The sequence below is a fragment of the Pseudomonas sp. GL_135 genome (genome assembly GCF_057834665.1).
The window spans coordinates 5,340,327-5,357,046 of record NZ_CM174408.1 but is presented as its reverse complement, the minus strand read 5'-3'; the positions used below and the strand labels follow the sequence as shown (position 1 = coordinate 5,357,046).

At 59.4% G+C, this 16,720-nt stretch carries 15 protein-coding genes; 5 read left to right on the top strand and 10 right to left on the bottom strand.

Annotation, left to right across the window (positions count from 1 at the left end):
- Positions 1 to 122: 122 nt before the first annotated feature.
- From gshA to AC3ISG_RS23650, 3 genes are all read right to left on the bottom strand, one after another.
- Entirely contained in the window at positions 123 to 1,709 is a 1,587-nt protein-coding gene (gene gshA, locus AC3ISG_RS23660) for a glutamate--cysteine ligase (RefSeq protein WP_489298093.1), read from the bottom strand.
- A 197-nt stretch (positions 1,710 to 1,906) separates the two neighbouring features.
- The gene (locus AC3ISG_RS23655) at positions 1,907 to 2,290 is read right to left on the bottom strand and encodes a PaaI family thioesterase (protein WP_489298092.1); all 384 of its coding nucleotides are present in this window, start codon (positions 2,288 to 2,290) and stop codon (positions 1,907 to 1,909) included.
- Positions 2,290 to 4,614: a Tex family protein gene (locus AC3ISG_RS23650; protein WP_489298091.1), complete on the bottom strand. Its 2,325-nt coding sequence runs from the start codon at positions 4,612 to 4,614 to the stop codon at positions 2,290 to 2,292. The genes AC3ISG_RS23655 and AC3ISG_RS23650 overlap by 1 nt, the downstream gene beginning before the upstream one ends.
- 280 nt (positions 4,615 to 4,894) lie before the next feature.
- Between AC3ISG_RS23650 and ompR the strand changes: the two genes are divergently transcribed.
- Together ompR and AC3ISG_RS23640 are read left to right on the top strand one after the other, a co-directional pair.
- Positions 4,895 to 5,635: an osmolarity response regulator transcription factor OmpR gene (gene ompR / locus AC3ISG_RS23645; RefSeq protein WP_489298090.1), complete on the top strand. Its 741-nt coding sequence runs from the start codon at positions 4,895 to 4,897 to the stop codon at positions 5,633 to 5,635.
- A gap of 166 nt (positions 5,636 to 5,801) precedes the next feature.
- A complete protein-coding gene (locus AC3ISG_RS23640) occupies positions 5,802 to 7,115 on the top strand; it encodes an ATP-binding protein (RefSeq protein WP_065987439.1) in 1,314 nt (437 codons plus the stop codon).
- Positions 7,116 to 7,196: 81 nt separating this feature from the next.
- On the opposite strand, the gene rimK is transcribed toward AC3ISG_RS23640, so the two are convergent.
- The 3 genes from rimK to rimA are packed head-to-tail and all read right to left on the bottom strand — an operon-like array spanning position 7,197 to position 9,370.
- A complete protein-coding gene (rimK, locus tag AC3ISG_RS23635; RefSeq protein WP_065987438.1) occupies positions 7,197 to 8,102 on the bottom strand; it encodes a 30S ribosomal protein S6--L-glutamate ligase in 906 nt (301 codons plus the stop codon).
- Positions 8,099 to 8,581 carry a retropepsin-like aspartic endopeptidase RimB gene (gene rimB / locus AC3ISG_RS23630; protein WP_065987437.1) on the bottom strand — a complete coding sequence of 161 codons (483 nt, stop codon included), beginning with the start codon at positions 8,579 to 8,581 and terminating at the stop codon, positions 8,099 to 8,101. The genes rimK and rimB overlap by 4 nt, the downstream gene beginning before the upstream one ends.
- Before the next feature lie 15 nt (positions 8,582 to 8,596).
- A complete protein-coding gene (gene rimA / locus AC3ISG_RS23625) occupies positions 8,597 to 9,370 on the bottom strand; it encodes a S6 modification regulatory phosphodiesterase RimA (protein WP_489298089.1) in 774 nt (257 codons plus the stop codon).
- A 119-nt stretch (positions 9,371 to 9,489) separates the two neighbouring features.
- Between rimA and AC3ISG_RS23620 the strand changes: the two genes are divergently transcribed.
- Positions 9,490 to 9,891: an RNA-binding S4 domain-containing protein gene (locus AC3ISG_RS23620; protein WP_122534069.1), complete on the top strand. Its 402-nt coding sequence runs from the start codon at positions 9,490 to 9,492 to the stop codon at positions 9,889 to 9,891.
- Positions 9,892 to 9,956: 65 nt separating this feature from the next.
- On the opposite strand, the gene AC3ISG_RS23615 is transcribed toward AC3ISG_RS23620, so the two are convergent.
- On the bottom strand, positions 9,957 to 10,766 hold the full coding sequence (locus AC3ISG_RS23615; RefSeq protein WP_122534068.1) for a phosphatase PAP2 family protein: 810 nt from the start codon (positions 10,764 to 10,766) through the stop codon (positions 9,957 to 9,959).
- Positions 10,767 to 10,864: 98 nt separating this feature from the next.
- Between AC3ISG_RS23615 and hslO the strand changes: the two genes are divergently transcribed.
- The gene (hslO, locus tag AC3ISG_RS23610; protein WP_122534067.1) at positions 10,865 to 11,767 is read left to right on the top strand and encodes an Hsp33 family molecular chaperone HslO; all 903 of its coding nucleotides are present in this window, start codon (positions 10,865 to 10,867) and stop codon (positions 11,765 to 11,767) included.
- A gap of 191 nt (positions 11,768 to 11,958) precedes the next feature.
- Positions 11,959 to 13,500, top strand: coding sequence for a phosphoenolpyruvate carboxykinase (locus AC3ISG_RS23605; RefSeq protein ID WP_489298088.1), 1,542 nt, complete (start codon positions 11,959 to 11,961; stop codon positions 13,498 to 13,500).
- Between the two features lie 60 nt (positions 13,501 to 13,560).
- Here the strand turns inward: AC3ISG_RS23605 and AC3ISG_RS23600 are convergent, their stop codons facing one another.
- From AC3ISG_RS23600 to AC3ISG_RS23590, 3 genes are all read right to left on the bottom strand, one after another.
- Positions 13,561 to 14,295, bottom strand: coding sequence for a hypothetical protein (locus AC3ISG_RS23600; RefSeq protein WP_272629538.1), 735 nt, complete (start codon positions 14,293 to 14,295; stop codon positions 13,561 to 13,563).
- A gap of 232 nt (positions 14,296 to 14,527) precedes the next feature.
- Complete coding sequence (locus tag AC3ISG_RS23595) at positions 14,528 to 15,655, bottom strand: hypothetical protein (RefSeq protein WP_122623483.1); 1,128 nt, start codon at positions 15,653 to 15,655, stop codon at positions 14,528 to 14,530.
- A gap of 130 nt (positions 15,656 to 15,785) precedes the next feature.
- Entirely contained in the window at positions 15,786 to 16,592 is an 807-nt protein-coding gene (locus AC3ISG_RS23590; RefSeq protein ID WP_489298087.1) for a hypothetical protein, read from the bottom strand.
- Positions 16,593 to 16,720 lie beyond the last annotated feature (128 nt).

Genomic DNA, 16,720 nt, shown 5'->3' with positions numbered 1-16,720 from the left:
TTGCTCGCGAAGGCGGTGGGTCAGCTGCTCAGGTGCTGAACGACCGAAATCCAATGTAGGAAGGGCGTGGTACTCCCACAGGGTTGATCGGGTCGTGTCAGTGATGACACGACCCACTCTGATCAGTTGCTGATCGCCAGAATGCTTGCCTGATAGGCACCCACAAACGTATCGAAATCCACTTTCTCTTCGGTCTGTTCCAGCTCCGCTTGCTGAGCCAGAGACTCCCGCGCCTTGCTTTCAAAATGGGTCTGGTCTTCGGCACTCAGCGGATTGCTGCGGAAATGCTCGGCATGAATCTGCGACTGGCGCAGCGAGAAGGCCGTGAAGCCTTCCTTGTGCTCGGACATTGCCGCCAGCACCTTTGCCGAGGGCGTCAGAGAGGCATCTGCGACTTTTGCCCGCTGAACCTCCAGCGCCTGCACGTGCTGATCCGTGCCCTGGCTGGCGTCGAGCAGTTCACAGATCGGCCTGATCGTGTCCAGCATTTCGTTGGCCCAGACCTTCAGGTCGATTGTCGTGTCGTTGCGGTTCAGTTGCAGGCCTGGGCGGCGACCTTCCTTGACCACGGTCAGGAAGTTCGTGCTGGCGTTGCCGCATTCGTTGTTCGCCAGTTGCGGGCTGTCGTGCAGCGCGCAGTACAGGATGAACGCATCAATGAAGCGCGATTGCTCAAGGTCGATGCCGACCGGCAGGAACGGGTTGATGTCCAGGCAGCGGACTTCCACGTACTGCACGCCGCGGGCGACGAGCGCCTGAATCGGACGCTCACCGGAGTAGGTGACGCGTTTCGGGCGGATCGTCGAGTAGTACTCGTTCTCGATCTGGAGGACGTTGGTGTTCAGCTGAATCCACTCGCCATCCTTGTGTGTGCCGATCTCGACGTAGGGCGCGTAGGGCGTTGCCACCGCGCGGCGCAGGCTGTCGGTGTAGGTCAGCAGATCGTTGTAACAAGGTGTCAGGTCTGCCTGGGCATTGCTCTGGTAACCCAGATCGCTCATCCGCAGGCTGGTGGCGTAAGGCAGATACAGCGTGTCGGCGTCGAACTGCTCAAGCTGATGCGAGCGGCCGCGCAGGAAGCTGGCGTCCAGCGCCGGCGATGCGCCGAACAGGTACATCAGCAGCCAGCTGTAACGACGGAAGTTGCGGATCAGGCCGATGTAGCTTTCGGACTGGAAGTCGCGGTCATCACCTTCGAATTTTGCGTCCTGCTTGAGCACGGGCCAGATGGCTTCGGGCAGCGAGAAGTTGTAATGAATGCCGGCGATGCACTGCATGGTTTTGCCGTAACGCAAGGCAAGGCCCTGGCGATAGACATATTTCAGCTTGCCGATATTGGAAGTGCCGTAATAGGCGATCGGGATATCCGCTTCGGCCGGCAGCGGGCACGGCATCGAAGGGCTCCAGATGTATTCGCTGCCCAGTTTGCTGTACGCGAAGCGATGAATCTTCTCAAGGCTTTCCAGCGTGTCGGCAGGGTTGGCAAGGGCCGGAGTGATGAACTCCAGCAAAGACTCGGAGTAATCGGTGGTAATTTGCTCATTGGTCAGCGCCGCGCCGAGGGCTTCCGGGTGCGGGGTTTGTGCCAGACGGCCTTCGCCCGTAACGCGCAGGCATTCACGCTCGATGCCATGCAAGCACTTCTCCAGAAGGGAGAGGTTGGAGTGCTCGCCAAGCAGAGTCAGGCGGCGGTTGAGAAGTTCGCTCAAGTTGGAATCCTTCACGCGTCAGTCGGCCCTATATGGGGGCGATATGGCGGTCTACAAGGGTGAAGAAAGGAACTGGCGTTTTCGCCTCGTCGATGGCCCTAACGCCGATGCCCGTCGCTGATCGTTCCTACTAGGAAATCAGAAAATTTCGACACTGCTGAACAGTGCCGAAATTAACTCATAACGCTATCGGACAGCTAGACGATCGCGAACGTGCCCTGCGCTTTGGCAACCAGCTTGTCGTTCTGGCGAACGTCAGCTTCAACCACCAGCGTTCGGCGTCCGGCATGCAGCACCGTGCTGGTGCAGATGACTTCGCCCTCGGCCACGGCGCGCATGTAATTGATCTTGCATTCCACGGTGACGCTTTGCTTGTCGAAGCCGTGGGCGCTGGAGCAGGCCAGGCCCATGGTGATGTCGACCAGACTGAACAGCGCGCCGCCATGCATGACATTGCCGCGATTGCGCAGGTGTGGCTCCAGCGGCAAGGCCACCACAGCAATGCCTTCGTCCAGTTGCACCACTCGGCATCCGAGCGTCTTGAAGTAGGCGCTCTGGGTCAGTTCGTCAGGGATATCCATCAGCGCTTCTTCAGTTGCTTGGCGTTGGCGAACAGCGACGCCATCGGGTTATTGCTCGGCGCCGGGGTGGCGGCTTCCTTGCGAGGGGCATTGCTTTGCTGCTGACGCGGCGCGGCTCCCGGACGGGCACCGCGAGCGCCATCGACTTTCTCGCCCGGCGTGTCGCTCATGCGCATCGACAGACCGACGCGCTTGCGCGGGATGTCCACTTCCATCACCTTGACCTTCACCACATCGCCGGCTTTGACCGCCTCGCGTGGGTCCTTGATGAACTTCTCCGAAAGCGCGGAGATGTGCACCAAACCGTCCTGATGCACGCCGATATCAACGAATGCGCCAAAGTTGGTGACGTTGGTGACCACGCCTTCCAGGATCATGCCCGGCTGAAGATCCTTCAAGTCTTCAACGCCGTCCTGGAACTCAGCGGTCTTGAACCCCGGACGTGGATCGCGACCCGGTTTTTCCAGCTCTTGGAGGATGTCGGTGACGGTCGGCAGGCCGAAAGTTTCGTCGGTGAATGTCTTCGGGTCGAGACGCTTCAGGAAGGCAGCGTCGCCGATCAGCGAACGGATGTCGCGATCGGTCTGGGCGGCGATGCGCTGCACCAGTGGATACGCCTCAGGGTGAACGGCTGACGAATCCAGCGGGTTGTCACCGTTCATAACCCGCAGAAAGCCTGCGGCCTGTTCGAAGGTCTTCTCGCCCAGACGCGGGACTTTCTTCAATGCCGCACGGGTCTTGAACGCGCCGTTCTGGTCGCGGTGGGCAACGATGTTCTGCGCCAGGGTGGTGTTCAAGCCGGAAATCCGAGCCAGCAGGGCGACGGATGCGGTGTTCACGTCCACACCCACGGCGTTCACGCAGTCTTCCACCACCGCGTCGAGGCCGCGGGCCAGTTTGAGCTGTGAAACGTCATGCTGGTACTGGCCAACACCGATGGATTTCGGGTCGATTTTTACCAGTTCGGCGAGCGGGTCCTGCAAGCGTCGGGCGATCGACACGGCGCCGCGGATCGAAACGTCGAGGTCCGGGAATTCCTTGGCGGCGAGTTCCGACGCCGAGTAAACCGAGGCGCCGGCTTCAGAGACCATGACTTTGGTCATCTTCAGGCCTGGGTACTTTTTGATCAGATCGCCGGCCAGCTTGTCGGTTTCGCGACTGGCAGTGCCGTTACCGATCGCGATCAGGTCAACGGAATGCTTGGCGCAAAGGGCTGCCAGCACGGCGATGGTCTGATCCCACTGGTTTTTCGGCACATGGGGGTAAACCGTGGCGTAGTCCAGCAGTTTGCCAGTGCTGTCGACGACGGCGACCTTGCAGCCCGTGCGCAGGCCCGGGTCAAGACCCAGCGTGGCGCGTGGCCCCGCCGGTGCGGCCAGCAACAGGTCGTGAAGGTTATGAGCGAATACGTTGATCGCTTCGGTTTCGGCCCCTTCGCGCAGCTCGCCGAACAGGTCGGTTTCGAGGCTGGAGTACAGCTTGACCTTCCAGGTCCAGCGCACGACCTCAGCCAGCCATTTGTCCGCAGGGCGGTTCTGATTCTGCAGGCCGAAGCGCTCGCTGATCATCATCTCGCAGGGGTGCAGGGTGCCTGGCAGTTCTTCACCGACTTTCAGCGCCGAGCTCAGCACGCCCTCGTTGCGACCCCGGAAGATCGCCAACGCGCGGTGCGACGGCATGCTCTTGAGCGGTTCGTCATGTTCGAAGTAGTCGCGGAACTTGGCGCCTTCGTCCTCTTTACCCGGCACTACACGGGCACTGATCACGGCCTCGTGCTTGAGGAAGCTGCGCAGCTTCTCCAGCAGCGTCGCGTCTTCGGCAAAGCGCTCCATCAAAATGTATTTGGCGCCTTCAAGTACGGCTTTGACGTCGGCGAAGCCTTTTTCGGCATCGACGAATCGCGCGGCTTCGGCTTCAGGGGTAAGCGTGGGGTCGTTGAAAATCCCGTCGGCCAGCTCGCCCAGGCCGGCTTCCAGCGCGATCTGGCCTTTGGTGCGGCGCTTCTGCTTATACGGCAGGTACAAGTCTTCAAGGCGGGTCTTGGTGTCGGCGAGCTTGATGTCGCGCGCCAGTTCAGGGGTCAGCTTGCCTTGCTCTTCGATGCTGGCAAGGATGCTGATGCGGCGCTCGTCGAGTTCGCGCAGGTAGCGCAGGCGCTCTTCCAGATGACGCAGTTGAGTGTCATCGAGGCTGCCAGTGACTTCCTTGCGGTAGCGAGCGATGAAAGGCACCGTTGAGCCTTCATCCAGTAGTGCTACGGCCGCTTCGACCTGTTGCGGGCGGACGCCGAGTTCCTCGGCGATGCGGCTGTTGATACTGTCCATAAAACCACCTGGCAAATGTGTGTGCATAAAATCAGCGACTGGCGAACCGCCTTGAACGAGCGTTGCCTGACCTTGAAGGCGGCGCATTATACCCAGTGAGCCCTGAATAGGGGATCGGCCCGTCGATACGCCGGTTTCAGCCCACGCAGACGCTGTGAATTCTCCTCAGGCGACTGGGCGAGAGCTCCCATGTGGAGTCAGGAAAAATCTGCTAACAATGCACACGGTGCGCATAACTGCAGCTACGCCATAATGCGCGCCGAGATCAAAGGAGCTTCCAATGAGCAGCACTGCACAAACGGCTGAAGGCGAGAAAATCCTCATCGTTGACGATGACCCGGGCTTGAGCAGCCTGCTAGAACGCTTTTTCACCAGCAAGGGCTACCGCGCCCGGGCTGTGCCCAACGTGGAGCAAATGGATCGGCTGCTGGCGCGCGAAGTGTTTCACCTCGTGGTGCTGGACCTGATGCTGCCGGGCGAGGACGGCTTGTCCGCCTGCCGCCGTCTGCGCGCCGCGAACAATCAAGTCCCCATCATCATGCTGACCGCCAAGGGCGACGAGCTTAGCCGCATCAAGGGCCTTGAGCTCGGCGCCGACGACTACCTCGCAAAACCTTTCAATCCTGACGAACTGATGGCTCGCGTCCGCGCCGTGCTGCGTCGTCAATCCGCACCGGTACCCGGCGCACCCGCCACCGAAGACGAAACCGTCACCTTTGGCGATTACGCTCTGTCGCTCGCCACTCGCGAGCTCAAGCGCGGCGACGAAGTTCACATGCTCACCACCGGTGAATTCGCCGTGCTGAAGGCGTTGGTCATGCATGCCCGTGAGCCGTTGACGCGGGACAAACTGATGAACCTGGCCCGTGGCCGCGAGTGGGACGCGCTGGAGCGCTCCATCGACGTCCAGATCTCCCGCCTGCGTCGTCTGATTGAAGTGGACGCTGCCAAGCCGCGTTACATTCAGACGGTTTGGGGAGTGGGTTATGTTTTCGTGCCAGACGGTGCCAACAAGCAGTAGCAGCAAGTTCGACGGTAACCTGCCGGGCCTGTCTCACGCCCGCCTCCGTTAGCCAGTCACCTCAATGTTCGCGAAAGCGGCCATTGGCGTGACTGGTTTTTGCTGTGTCATGTGTTCCGCAAATTCGCGAGCTCGCCTCGCTTCCGCAAAGTGTATAGCTGCTGTTATGAAGACACCGCTCTGGTTCCCGCAAAGCTTTTTCTCCCGCACCCTGTGGCTGGTGCTCATTGTCGTGCTGTTTTCGAAGGCGCTGACCCTCGTCTATCTGCTGATGAACGAGGATGTTCTGGTCGATCGCCAGTACAGCCACGGCGTTGCACTCACTTTGCGGGCTTACTGGGCGGCCGATGAGAGCGACCGGCAGACCATCGCCGACGCTGCCGGGCTTATCCGTGTGGTAGGCGGCGGTGTGCCGGAAGGCGAGCAGCACTGGCCGTACTCAGAGATCTATCAGCGGCAAATGCAGGATGAGTTGGGCGCGGACACCGAAGTGCGCCTGCGTGTCCACGCGCCTCCTGCGCTGTGGGTGAGGGCGCCGAGTCTCGGCGATGGCTGGCTGAAAGTGCCGCTGTACCCGCATCCCTTGCGCGGGCAGAAAATCTGGAGCGTGTTGGGCTGGTTCCTGGCGATCGGGTTGCTCTCGACGGCATCGGCGTGGATCTTCGTCAGCCAGCTCAATCAGCCGCTCAAACGCCTCGTCTTTGCCGCGCGCCAGTTAGGGCAGGGGCGCAGTGTGCGTTTGCCGGTCGGCGACACGCCCAGCGAGATCACCGAGGTGTACCGCGCGTTCAACCAGATGGCCGAAGACGTTGAGCAAGCCGGTCAGGAGCGCGAGCTGATGCTGGCGGGAGTTTCCCACGATTTGCGGACACCGCTGACCCGGTTGCGCCTGTCACTGGAGTTGATGCCGACCAACAACGAGTTCATGGAAGGCATGGTGCGCGACATCGAAGACATGGACGCCATCCTCGATCAGTTCCTGGCATTTATCAGGGATGGGCGTGATGAAGAGGTCGAGGAAGTCGATCTGGTTGAGCTGGTCCACGAAGTTGTCGCGCCATACAACAACCCGGTAGAGCAGGTCCGGCTGTGTCTGGAGTCCATTCCGCCTTTCCCGCTGCGACGGGTTTCCATGAAGCGGCTGCTCAATAATCTCATCGGCAATGCCATGCACCATGCCGGTGACGGCGTTGAAGTGGCGGCCTACGTTTCCGGCGACAGCGGTGCGCCCTATGTGGTGCTAAGCGTGCTGGATCGCGGTATGGGTATTGATCCGTCGGAACTGGAGGGGATTTTCAATCCCTTCATCCGTGGCGACCGCGCCAGAAGTGGCAAGGGCACAGGGCTTGGCCTGGCGATCGTCAAGCGCATTGCGGCAATGCACGGCGGCAATGTCGAGCTGCGCAATCGTTCGGGAGGCGGGCTGGAGGCCAGGGTTCGGCTGCCGTTGGGGCTGTTGTTGCCGCGGGATGCCGATTGATTCGTTCGTGATTCTGCCTGGGGGCTCTGGGCGACTGGCGTGCTCGCGACCAAAGCCTCCGTGCAGAGACGGGCTAAGGCGTTAGCCTTTGCCTTTGGTGCGGGTCATGTGCGGCCCGCCGTTTTTTTCGATGTATTCGATGATTATTCCCGCCACATCCTTGCCGGTGGTGGTTTCAATGCCTTCAAGACCTGGCGACGAGTTCACCTCCATCACCAGTGGCCCGTGGTTGGAGCGCAGGATATCGACGCCCGCGACACTCAAACCCATGACCTTGGCCGCGCGTATGGCCGTCATGCGCTCTTCCGGCGTGATCTTGATCAGGCTGGCGGTGCCGCCACGGTGCAGGTTGGAACGGAATTCCCCGGGCTTCGCCTGACGCTTCATCGAAGCAATGACCTTGTCACCCACCACGAAGCAGCGGATGTCGGCGCCACCCGCTTCCTTGATGTACTCCTGGACCATGATGTCCTGCTTAAGACCCATGAAGGCCTCGATCACGGATTCAGCCGCCGTCGCGGTTTCGCACAACACCACGCCAATGCCTTGCGTGCCTTCGAGCACTTTGATGACCAGGGGCGCGCCGTTGACCATTTGAATCAGGTCTGGGATGTCATCCGGTGAGTGAGCGAAGCCGGTGACGGGCAAACCGATACCCCGACGCGACAACAACTGCAGCGAGCGCAATTTGTCGCGCGATCGTGCGATCGCGACGGACTCATTGAGCGGGAACACGCCCATCATCTCAAACTGACGCAGCACGGCGCAGCCGTAGAAGGTCACGGAGGCGCCAATGCGAGGTATCACCGCATCAAAGCCTTCCAGGGGTTTTCCTCGGTAGTGGATCTGCGGCTTATGACTGGCGATGTTCATATAGGCGCGCAGGGTATCGACCACCACGACCTCGTGGCCGCGCTGAATGCCAGCTTCGACCAGACGACGAGTTGAATACAGACGCGGGTTTCGCGAAAGCACAGCGATCTTCATGCAGCACCTGTGGCAGAGAGATTTGAAGCCGGGAATACCGGCTTGTCCTGAATATAAGTAACACCCGGATTGACCACCAACTGGCCATCAATCAGGGCTTTGGAGCCCAGCAGTAACCGGTAGCGCATGGCCTTGCGGCAGGCCAGCGTGAATTCCACTGGCCAGACCCGATCCCCCAGCGCCAGTGTCGTACGAATGACGTAGCGAACCTGGGCGTGGCCGTTGGAGCTTTTGATGGTTTTCATCGCCACCAGTTGAGCCTCGCAGCGACGATGACGCAGCTGCACCACCGTCCCCAGATGCGCATTGAAGCGCACCCATTTCTCGCCGTCCCGTTCGAACGGTTCTATTTCTGTCGCGTGCAGACTGGAAGTGCTGGCCCCAGTGTCGATTTTCGCGCGCAACCCGGCGACTCCCAGATGGGGCAAAGCCACCCATTCGCGAAGGCCGATAACTGTCAGATGGTCAAATGTTTTCAAAGCGGTTCCGTTCGTTTACACGTTCTGCCAGGCGGCGGCATCGATATGCGCCAGCGCCTGGAATGCTGGCTTGGCGAACCAGTAGCCTTGCATCAGGTAAATGCCGCAGTCGGCGAGAAAATCCCGTTCGCCTGCATGTTCAATGCCTTCGGCGATCACTGTAACGCCCAGCTCCGCACACATTGTGACAATGCCACGCACGATGGCCTGCCGTGCGGGGTCGAGATGGACATTGCGCACCAGCGCCATGTCGAGCTTGATCAAATCAGGCTGAAAGTCGGCAAGAAGGGTCAGTCCCGAGTGCCCGGCGCCAAAGTCGTCGATGGCGGTCTTGAAGCCAAACTGACGGTATTGGCGAAGAATGTTGGTCAGGTGGCTGTTGTTGCAAATGTGCTCGGTTTCGACGGTCTCGAAGATCAGTCGGTCCAGCGGAAAGTTGTGGGCCCGGGCGGCTTCCAGGGTGCTGCGAATGCACAGTTCGGGGCGATAAACCGCATTTGGCAGGAAGTTGATCGACAGGTGTTCGTCCATTCCCAGCCGGGCGGCAGTTGAAATCGCGCGGGTTCGGCACAATTGATCGAAACGGTAACGGTTGGTGTCGTCAACCCGGTTCAGCACAGACAAGGCACCCTCGCCGTTGACGCCACGCACCAGCGCCTCGTGGGCAAACACTGTGTGGTCGCGGACGTCCACGATAGGCTGATAGGCAAATTCAAAGTCGAAATCCAGCGCGGAGCTTTCTTTGCAGCCCTGGCACCCACCAGTCAATGACGTTGGGAAGTCTGTCACGTCGTTCTCCTGAAGCCGGTGCTTTAGTCTTGGTGGGCAGTGTAAACGAGGGTGGCGGTTACTGCGTCCCCGGCGTGACGTAGTACGGTTTCTGACCATTACACGATTGAGGAATTCAGATGACACAGAAGTCAGACGAGGACGACAAAGTCCGTCTGGACAAATGGCTTTGGGCGGCACGCTTCTTCAAGACGCGCGCCCTGGCGAAAGCCGCCATTGAAAGCGGGAAGGTTCATTGCCGCGGCGAGCGATGCAAGCCGGGAAAGGAGCCGCGTGTGGGGGATGAGTTGCAGATCAGAGCAGGCTTCGATGAGCGGACCGTCGTCGTCCAGGCATTGTCGATTGTCCGCCGTGGCGCGCCTGAGGCTCAGCTGCTGTACAGCGAAACGCCGGAGAGCCTTGCCAAACGCGAGCAAGCCGCCGAGATGCGCAAGGCCGGAAGCCTGGGCGTGACGACTGACGGCAGGCCGACCAAGAAGCAGCGCCGGCAATTGTTTCATTTTCGTTCGGGTGACGACTGACGATCTCGCCGCTTTCCGGGATCGCGCACTCATCGACCCCGGACTGCTCAGTGGCGACAGGCAGCTTACAAATGAGAGCCCTGCTTCATGATGCTCAGGCATTTGAGCAGCGGCAGGCGGCCCAGCACATTGAACACGGGCGCGGTCAGTCGAAACAGGAAAGCGGTGACGGTGGCAACGAACGGGGTGTAGCAGCTCCAGCCAAGGGCGAGCAACGCGATCATCACGCCGCCGATGTAATCGTCCTGACCCCAATGAGCGCCGGCAACCAGTCGCGGCATCATGAACAGGAACGCCAGCGCCCAGATGACGACACGCTGGCCGACCGTGCGGCTATAGACGCTCATGAACATCGCCCAGATCAACAGCACCGAAGCGTGGTCGCCCGGGAAGCTCTGGCTGGAGCGATCCTTGAGCTGCCACTTGTCTTCAAGCCCCGGGAATATGTCGCTGAGCTTGATGGCATCAGGGATCATCATCGATGCGCTGTCATGTTGCAGCGCGCTGTGGTCGATGATCTTGGAAAACACCGTGCGGATGATGAGCAGCAGAATCAGCGTCAACACAAAGCCGATCAGCGCAGCACGCGTTTGTAGTGATTTGAATACCCACTCGCCTTTAATAAGCAGCGTAAGAAGGATCAGGCCAACGACGACATCGAAGGGCCGCATGCTGGCAATCGTCCAGATCCACAGCCACGCCTTGTTTTGCTCAAGCGGGCGGTTCAATACGTGAAACAGGCCTTCATCGAAGTGCGTGAAAGCCGCGTGGCCCGTGGGCCAGATCCAAAGCAGCAGCAGTGCCAGCGCCACCAGATTGCACAGCATGAATTTTTTGGCGTTCCACTTGGGTTGGAACAATGCGGGATAGTCCATAAAATGCCCCCATCGGCATGACAGTGCACCCGTCGGTGCTAAACCGCGCTTTATAGGCGCTTGTCATCATTTTGTCATCCATTCAGATACCTTCTCCTATGTCAGACTTTGCGGATACCGATTACACCCAGCGCTTCATCTTCGACGAGAGCGACGTTCGCGGCGAGCTCGTGGCCCTTGAGCGCAGCTACGCCGAGGTACTTGCCAAGCATCCGTACCCCGAGCCAGTCGCCCAGTTGCTCGGCGAGATGCTCGCCGCCGCCGCGCTATTGGTCGGCACACTGAAGTTCGACGGCTTGCTGATTTTGCAGGCGCGGTCGCTTGGACCGGTATCGTTGCTGATGGTCGAGTGCTCCAGCGAGCGGGAATTGCGCGGCATTGCGCGCTACGACGAAACCCTGGTCAAGCCTGACGCCACGCTACTCGACCTGATGCCCAATGGCGACCTGACCATGACCATCGACCCGCGTCAGGGCAAACGCTATCAGGGCATCGTGGGCCTTGATGGCGTCGACCTGTCGGCGTGCCTGTCCGAGTATTTTGTGATGTCGGAACAATTGCCGACCCGCTTCTGGATCAAGGCCGACGGCAAGCGCGCACGGGGGCTGCTACTGCAACAGCTGCCAGCTGAAAAGCTGAAAGAGCCTGAAGAACGCGAGGCTAGCTGGCAGCACGTCAACACACTGGTCGACACCCTGACCGCCGAGGAACTGCTCAGCCTGACCAACGAAACCGTGTTGCATCGGCTGTTCCACGAAGACGTCGTGCGCATGTTCGACGTCCAGCCATTGGTGTTCCGTTGCAGCTGCTCGCGCGAACGTTCTGGCAATGCGCTGGTCAGTCTTGGTCTGGAAGATGCACAGCAGTTGGTGATCGAGCATCACGGTGCGGTGGAGATCGACTGCCAGTTCTGCAATCAGCGCTATCTGTTCGATGCGACCGATGTAGCGCAGCTGTTTGCAGGGGGTGGGGTGGATACCCCTTCCGATACCCGCCATTAATGTAGTGCGGGTCCTGCGCTGAAAGCTTTCCGCCCGGCCCGCTTGACTCTTCTTCATGTAGTTCTGACAGGAGGGCCCTACCTTTTTTGGGCTTTTCTGGCATAATCCGGCCACTTTTTAGCTGTAGTAGTGTTGGTTTTTCTACTACAAAACGTTTGGAGCACTCGGCCATCGAGCCGACGGGGAATCTCATGACGCAAGCCAATAACGCCGTTCACACCGATCTCAGTGTCGACGATCTGGTTAAAGAAGCCCTCAAGCGCGAAGAAGGCGTGCTGTCCGATACTGGCGCACTCGTCGTGGAAACAGGCCACCGCACAGGCCGCTCGCCTGTCGACCGCTTCATCGTAGATGAACCGACCACTCAGGCCGCGATCGCCTGGGGTCCGATCAACCGCAAATTCCCTGCCGACAAGTTCGACGCTCTGTGGGCCCGTGTCGAGGCGTTCAACAACGCCCAGGAACACTTCGTTTCCCACGTTCACGTAGGCGCAGCCGAAGATCACTACCTCGCGGTCAAGATGACCACGCAGACGGCCTGGCAGAACCTGTTCGGTCGCTGCCTGTTCATTAACCCGGCCCAATACAACCCGGCCGGTCGTGAAGAATGGCAAGTGCTCAACGTGGCCAACTTCGAGTGCGTGCCTGAGCGTGACGGCACCAACTCGGACGGCTGCGTCATCATCAACTTCGCCCAGAAGAAGGTGCTCATTGCCGGTATGCGTTACGCCGGTGAAATGAAGAAAGCCATGTTCTCGGTGCAGAACTTCCTGCTGCCGGCGTCCGACGTGCTGCCAATGCACTGCGCGGCCAACATCGGTGAAGACGGCGACGTGACGCTATTCTTCGGTCTGTCCGGTACTGGTAAAACCACGCTGTCCGCCGACGAGACCCGTTACCTGATCGGTGACGACGAACACGGCTGGGGCGAAGGCGTTGTCTTCAACATCGAAGGCGGCTGCTATGCCAAATGCATCGACCTCTCCGAGAAGAACGAGCCGGTTATCTGGAAGGCCATCAAGCACGGCGCCGTGCTGGAAAACGTGGTGCTGGACGCAGCCGGCCAGGCCGACTACGCCGACAGCAGCCTGACTCAGAACAGCCGCGCCGCTTACCCGCTCGAGCACGTTGAAAAACGCTCCGAGAAGAACCTGGGCGGCGAGCCAAACGCAGTCATCTTCCTGACCTGCGACCTGACCGGCGTGCTGCCACCCGTGTCGATCCTCAGCGAAGAACAAGCGGCCTACCACTTCCTGTCGGGTTACACCGCACTGGTCGGCTCCACTGAAATGGGGTCGGGCGCTGGCATCAAGTCGACGTTCTCCACCTGCTTCGGCGCACCGTTCTTCCCGCGTCCGGCGGGCGAATACGCAGAGCTGCTGATCAAGCGCATCCGCGGTTTCGGCTCCAAGGTCTATCTGGTCAACACCGGCTGGACCGGCGGCGGCTACGGCGTCGGCAAACGCTTCAATATTCCCACTACCCGTGGCGTGATCGCGGCCATCCAGAGCGGCGCGTTGATCGGTGCAGCAACCGAGCACCTCGACACCGTTAACCTGGACGTCCCGACTTCCGTACCGGGCGTCGAAACCGGCCTGCTCAACCCGCGCAACACCTGGGCTGACAAAGCCGCGTATGACGAAGCAGCCAAAGCACTGGCCGGCCTCTTCATCGGGAACTTCAAGAAGTTTGAAGTGAGCGACGCGATCAAGGCAGCGGGTCCGAAGCTGTAAGATCGGCACCTGTTAAAAAGAAACCGCCCTTCGGGGCGGTTTTTTTATGCCTGCCCGATGTTATCCGTCTGCTTTCGTCGTTGCCGGAAAGTCCTGGGTGATATCAAAGCTGCCCTTCGCCACGACGCTTTTCGCGTTACACAGCCTGGCGTCGAACCCCGGGTGGCGCTCGCCGTGCTCTGCCGCGTAAGCAGCGGCTTCCCGGGTGCAGTCGTCGGTGGGTTGCTCAGGTGACAGCGCCGCATTGAACTGAAACGTACCGATCAACCGGTAGCGGTCGAGCAGTTTGTTGGGAGAGCTCAGCTTCTCGATTTTGCTGAAGACGAGTTGGACGTTGCTGTTGCTACCGTTCTTGTCCGTATCGAAGTACTGGTAGTACGAACCGGTGTCGTAGGACGCGCTGTTTTCATCGTGGGCGACTTCGACGCGGCCTCCCTGAAACATGATCGCCTTCTTTTCCTGATCGGGGTTATCGAAGGAGAATCCGAGGATCGGCCCGATGCTGACCTCATTGCGGTCACCTTCTGCTTCCTGGTCCGCGCTCAGCGTCAACCAGTTGGAGCCAGGCAGTTTGCCGGGCAAGAAGCCCAGGCTCACCTGATCCCCGCGCGCTTCGTAATGAAGGTTCAACGCACCGCTGACATCCACGCTCATGGTTTTCTGCGCTGGCGAGGCGCTTGCCGTCGCGACGTCGGAGGTCTTGGAATCGTCGCCGCAGCCGCACAGCATGGCGGTCGTGACGGCCAATAGCAGCGGGAAAAGGCGGGTGGTGGTTCGCGTGGCTGCTTGAGGCATGGTATTCCGTCCGTAATCGCTGCGGTTGGCTCTGACTGTAGCTCCGTATGACCGCAGAAAGCGCTGACGGGTCAATCCAGCAATGACAAAAAGCGGGACGAAGAAACCGCCCTCGTGGGCGGTTTCTTCAGGAATTTGGTTTTCGCCACCGCGGCGCTCGGCGAGGAGGCCATTGGCGATGGACTGGACAGCCATCAGAGGGCTTTAGTTGCCCATGACGCCGGGTCTTGTTTCAGCAGATGTCTTTGTAGGCTTCATTCCCCTTCGCGAGTGTTGCAGCCAGGCCCTGCGCTGGCTTGAATGGAGTACCGGCAACCATGCTGAAGCCAGTCCCTTTATCTGCATAGCTGACGTAACGCTCTGTTTTATGGTCTTCACGCAAGACAGTGTAAGAATGATTGCGCATCTTGATGAAGTCAGCCTCGTGCATGACGACGCTCTGATGAAGCCGGCTGACATCGATCGCTGACAGATTCAGTTTTCGTTGCAGCTTCGTGCCCCATCGGGACAGGCAGACTTCGGCATAGTGTCGAACGATTGTGCCCGGTTCTGTGAGGTCTCCTGGCCCACTTGCCCCTGTGAGCGACGCATTACCTACCAAAGACGCATGGCGCCCTGCCATGGGAAAGATGCTGACTTTAGTTCTGGCGTCTGTTTTCGGAATGATGCATGAGAACCCTTTAGAGCGTTCGTCGCGGGCATAGAACGCCACGTATTCTTTGACGTTGCTGCCGAGAGAAACTTTCTCAAGCTGGTAATTCAAGGGACCGGGCACCGGATCTACCGCGAATATGTTGACCGGTATCTGGCGCGTTTCCGGATTCGCCATCAGCGCGTTGGCGAGCATGTGGCAACTCACCCCGCCGCGGCTCCACCCCACCAGGTTGATCTGTTTGGGAATCAAGCCGTCTTTTCTCAGGTTCTTGATCAGCTGTTGCTGGAGTTCCTGCGGGCTGATGCGATTGCCGTAGTCGTATTGCCGCCAGAACCACGAGCCGTGCGCCTGCGCGTCTGGAATAGGCACGTCGGCTCGCTTGAGACGCTGGTAGTCGGCCTCAGACAGCTTGGTTCTTTGCCAATCGAATTGGCCCCGGATGATGTTGACAGCATGCTGCACATTCTCATGCCAGCCTTTGCCGAATGCAGTGCCAGTCCAGCCAAATCCTTTGGATTCGGTAAACAGTTCGTCGGCCTGCATGTTGCCGCTACCCGGGCCGTCGATAACAATCCACTCCGCGAACTCGTGACCGGCAATGTTATTGGCCAGCGTCGCAACCAGTTCACCGTTCCAGTAGTTCTTGTGCAGGTTGTCGTATTTAGTCGAGCCCGTGCCGCAAAAGAAAATTGTAAATGTTGTCATGTTTCTAACCTCGTTGGTTGATAGGAACCACGAGGTTAGAAGACTGTTTGGGGAAGCGTCCGCGGTTGTTGTTACTTCATGTTGAGTGACGAGCGTAAATGAATATCCAACGGCGTGAATGGGTTATCCATCACGCTGAATAATCCCGGGCCGCTGTACAGTACTGTTCTTGCGCCAGTTTATTTTTATCACTTTTGTCTTTGGCGACGCGTTTGCTCCAATCGCTGCACATATCTTTGAAGTAGGGTACGGCAGCCCGGCGGCACTCACGGTGTTCGACACTGTCGGCCAGGAAGTTCATGCAGACACTGCTGGTTTCAATATGGTTGTTGGAAATGCGATAGCGGGCTTCATATCGGTTTCGGCCGTCGATTTCACGGATGAATACACCCGCTACTTCATAACGCCGAGCGGGCTCGGTTTTGGGTTTGGCCGCGGCGGACTTGTAGTTCGCCATGTAACGCTCTGAAACCATGCCTTGGGGGCGGGCGGCTTGGGCGTCGCTGCCCTGAGCGTCCCCGAAGCGGCAGTTCACGACATCCTGGTCGATGAGGTTGCCGCCTTTCAGGCAGGTATCGAGCGGCCGCGCGGTGACGGGTTGCGAGACGTCAACCTTGGGGGCGATATAAACGACTTGTTCGACGTTGCGCACTGGGGCAACGGGTTGTATCGCCTCGGGCTCGCTGACGACTTCCGCGGTGGGCGGGGCGGGAATGACCATCGCTGCCGGCTTGGGTGTGCGAAACATCTGGGCGATCAGAAAGATAATTGCGATCAGCAGCGCCAAGCAGATCAGAACGCTACTGAACGGCCAGTTGCCATTGCCGGACGCCGCGGTTCGCCGGGCAGGGTGAGAGCCGAGTACAACGTCGAACTGGCCGGGCGCCAGTCGTTTCATGGTGAGCCCGTCATCCTCGGGCTGGGGCGTGGATTGCATTGCCTCTCCTTGGCGAATCGTGTGGTGTCGACCGGTTTTCAGTCGGTCGGGGTGCCTGACGTGCAGCGCTGGAATACGCGTCGCGCGAGATTAATCCTCGGAATGACGTTTTGCCAGCATTGCGCGCG

Bases quoted from the DNA above. Each gene is read 5' to 3' on its own strand.
- AC3ISG_RS23655 (WP_489298092.1), bottom strand. From the start codon at position 2,290: ATGGATATCCCTGACGAACTGACCCAGAGCGCCTACTTCAAGACGCTC.
- AC3ISG_RS23650 (WP_489298091.1), bottom strand. From the start codon at position 4,614: ATGGACAGTATCAACAGCCGCATCGCCGAGGAACTCGGCGTCCGCCCG.
- ompR (WP_489298090.1), top strand. From the start codon at position 4,895: ATGAGCAGCACTGCACAAACGGCTGAAGGCGAGAAAATCCTCATCGTT.
- AC3ISG_RS23640 (WP_065987439.1), top strand. From the start codon at position 5,802: ATGAAGACACCGCTCTGGTTCCCGCAAAGCTTTTTCTCCCGCACCCTG.
- rimK (WP_065987438.1), bottom strand. From the start codon at position 8,102: ATGAAGATCGCTGTGCTTTCGCGAAACCCGCGTCTGTATTCAACTCGT.
- AC3ISG_RS23620 (WP_122534069.1), top strand. From the start codon at position 9,490: ATGACACAGAAGTCAGACGAGGACGACAAAGTCCGTCTGGACAAATGG.
- AC3ISG_RS23615 (WP_122534068.1), bottom strand. From the start codon at position 10,766: ATGGACTATCCCGCATTGTTCCAACCCAAGTGGAACGCCAAAAAATTC.
- hslO (WP_122534067.1), top strand. From the start codon at position 10,865: ATGTCAGACTTTGCGGATACCGATTACACCCAGCGCTTCATCTTCGAC.
- AC3ISG_RS23605 (WP_489298088.1), top strand. From the start codon at position 11,959: ATGACGCAAGCCAATAACGCCGTTCACACCGATCTCAGTGTCGACGAT.
- AC3ISG_RS23600 (WP_272629538.1), bottom strand. From the start codon at position 14,295: ATGCCTCAAGCAGCCACGCGAACCACCACCCGCCTTTTCCCGCTGCTA.
- AC3ISG_RS23595 (WP_122623483.1), bottom strand. From the start codon at position 15,655: ATGACAACATTTACAATTTTCTTTTGCGGCACGGGCTCGACTAAATAC.
- AC3ISG_RS23590 (WP_489298087.1), bottom strand. From the start codon at position 16,592: ATGCAATCCACGCCCCAGCCCGAGGATGACGGGCTCACCATGAAACGA.